Annotated in this window: 2 protein-coding genes and 1 pseudogene; 1 reads left to right on the top strand and 2 read right to left on the bottom strand. The window is 77.8% G+C overall.

Annotated elements, in window-relative coordinates:
- Together HLB09_RS16410 and HLB09_RS16405 are read right to left on the bottom strand one after the other, a co-directional pair.
- Positions 1-293, bottom strand: a 293-nt coding sequence (locus HLB09_RS16410) for a DUF4126 domain-containing protein (protein ID WP_171204371.1), incomplete at its 3' end; no start/stop codon positions are given.
- Positions 294-398: 105 nt separating this feature from the next.
- Positions 399-1,343, bottom strand: coding sequence for a DUF368 domain-containing protein (locus HLB09_RS16405; protein WP_212771264.1), 945 nt, complete (start codon positions 1,341-1,343; stop codon positions 399-401).
- A gap of 134 nt (positions 1,344-1,477) precedes the next feature.
- On the opposite strand from HLB09_RS16405, the pseudogene HLB09_RS16400 reads away from it, so the two are divergent.
- Positions 1,478-1,927 (top strand): annotated as a pseudogene (locus HLB09_RS16400) (hypothetical protein); the annotation flags it as partial.

Genomic DNA, 1,927 nt, shown 5'->3' with positions numbered 1-1,927 from the left:
CCGGCGGTCGCGCCACCGGTGCCGGCGCTCGCCGCCACGCCGCCGGCGAGCGGCCGGACGACGGTCTGCAGCGCGTCGTTGACGTGGTCGACGCCGGGCACCTTGTCGGCCAGCACCTCGACGACGAGCAGCACGGCGAGGACGGCGAGCACGCCGGGCTCCGAGAGCCACGCCCACCCGTCGGGGAGGGCGACGACGTCGGTCCACCGCGCGGCCGCGCCGAGCAGGAGCAGGGGCAGCCAGGCGTTGAGGCCGGCGGCGCTCGCGAGGCCCGCCCCGGTCAGCAGCTCCACGGGTCCTCCTCCGGCGGTCGGCGCGTCGTCCACGGTACGGACGCGGGCCGGGCGCCGCGCGGCGCAGGGCGCGCGCTCAGGAGCGCCCGCCGCCGGGCGTCGGCGTCAGCGCGCCGCGGGCGGCTCGTCCGCGGTGGAGGAGGCGGGGTCCGCCCCGCCGACCAGCCGCTCGACGACGAGCAGCGCGACGACGACGGCCGCACCGGCGAGGGCGAGCCCGAGGATCGCGAGCACGTCGCCGGAGGGCGCGAGCACGTCGCGGTCCTCGGTCTGCCAGGGCCACAGGGCGCGCAGGGAACCGGCCATGAGGCCGGTCATGACGGCCAGCGTCACGGCCCGGTGGGTGGAGAGCAGGTGCTGCAGCAGCCGCACGAAGAGGGCCAGGCCGATGGTCGCGCCGAGCGCGAAGGCCCCGAGGTACCCGAGGTCGCGCCCGTTGACGGCGGCGATGGTCGGCTCGTAGAGGCCGACGGTCGCGAGGAGGAAGGAGCCCGAGACGCCGGGCAGCACGAGGGCGCAGATGGCGACGGCGGCCGCGAGCGAGACGACCGGAAGCGGCGGGTCCGCCGCCGAGCCCGGGGGCAGCCCGGTGAGGACGAAGGCCAGCACGGCCGCGACGACGGCGACGACGACGAGCCGTGCCGTCCAGGCCCGCCCGACCATCATGGCCGGGACGCTGAGCGAGGCCAGGACGAGCCCGGCGAAGACGGCGCGCGAGCCCACCGGGTGGTCCTCGAGCAGCGGCTCGATGAGGGAGGCGCCCACGACGACGGCCACGACGGTGCCGAGCAGGAGCGGGACGACGACGAGCCAGGAGCCCTGCACCAGCTCGGCGCGCGCCCCGCGGACGTCGCCCGTGACGAGCCGGCGGAACGCCGTCACCGTGTGGCCGGCCGTGTCGATGAGCGTCTCGTAGACGCCCGTGATGAGGGCGATGGTCCCGCCGCTGACGCCGGGCACCACCTCGGCGGCGCCCATGAGCATCCCGCGGCCGACGTGCAGCGGCACGTGGCTCACCGGCGTGCGCGAGCGCTGGTCCTGCGTCGTCATGGGGAGACCGTAGGCGGTGCCCGCTCGTCGGGAGGTGGCTGCACGAGGACGGCGTAGAGGCCGTCCTCGTGCAGCCACCTCGCTCGTCCACAGGCCTCGACGCACGCACCGGCCGGTCGGTCCAGCCTCGTCGCGTGCCGAGGACGTCGTCGCTGCCCGCCTCCCTGCCCGTGCTGGCGTCCCAGCAGGGCGGGTGCCTCTCCCGCGCGCAGCTGCGCGAGCTCGGTGTGGACGCCGACCGGGTGGCCTCCGAGGTGCGTGCCGGGCGCTGGTGCGTCGTCGGCCCGCTCGTCGTGCGGACCAGCACCGGCGAGCTCGACGTCGCCGCGACGCGCTGGGCCGCGGTCCTCTCCGGTGGTGCCGGGGCGGCCCTGGCGGGGCTGTCGGCGCTGGAGGTGCACGGCCTGCGGGGGTGGGAGCGCTCGTCGATCTCCGTCCGCGTGCTCCGGGGGCATCGCCTGCCGGCGCTGGCCGGCACCACGGCGACGTCGAGCCGCCGGGCTGCGCGGGTGGTGCGGCGCGGGGGCCTGCCCGTGCTCGCCGTGGAGGAGGCCGCGGCGCAGGCGGCGGGGGCGGCGCGCTCG

The sequence above is a fragment of the Pseudokineococcus marinus genome (genome assembly GCF_013004605.1).
GTDB classification, from domain to species: domain Bacteria; phylum Actinomycetota; class Actinomycetes; order Actinomycetales; family Quadrisphaeraceae; genus Pseudokineococcus; species Pseudokineococcus marinus.
The sequence above is the reverse complement of the archived record's forward strand: the minus strand, read 5'-3'. Positions and strand labels throughout refer to the sequence as shown.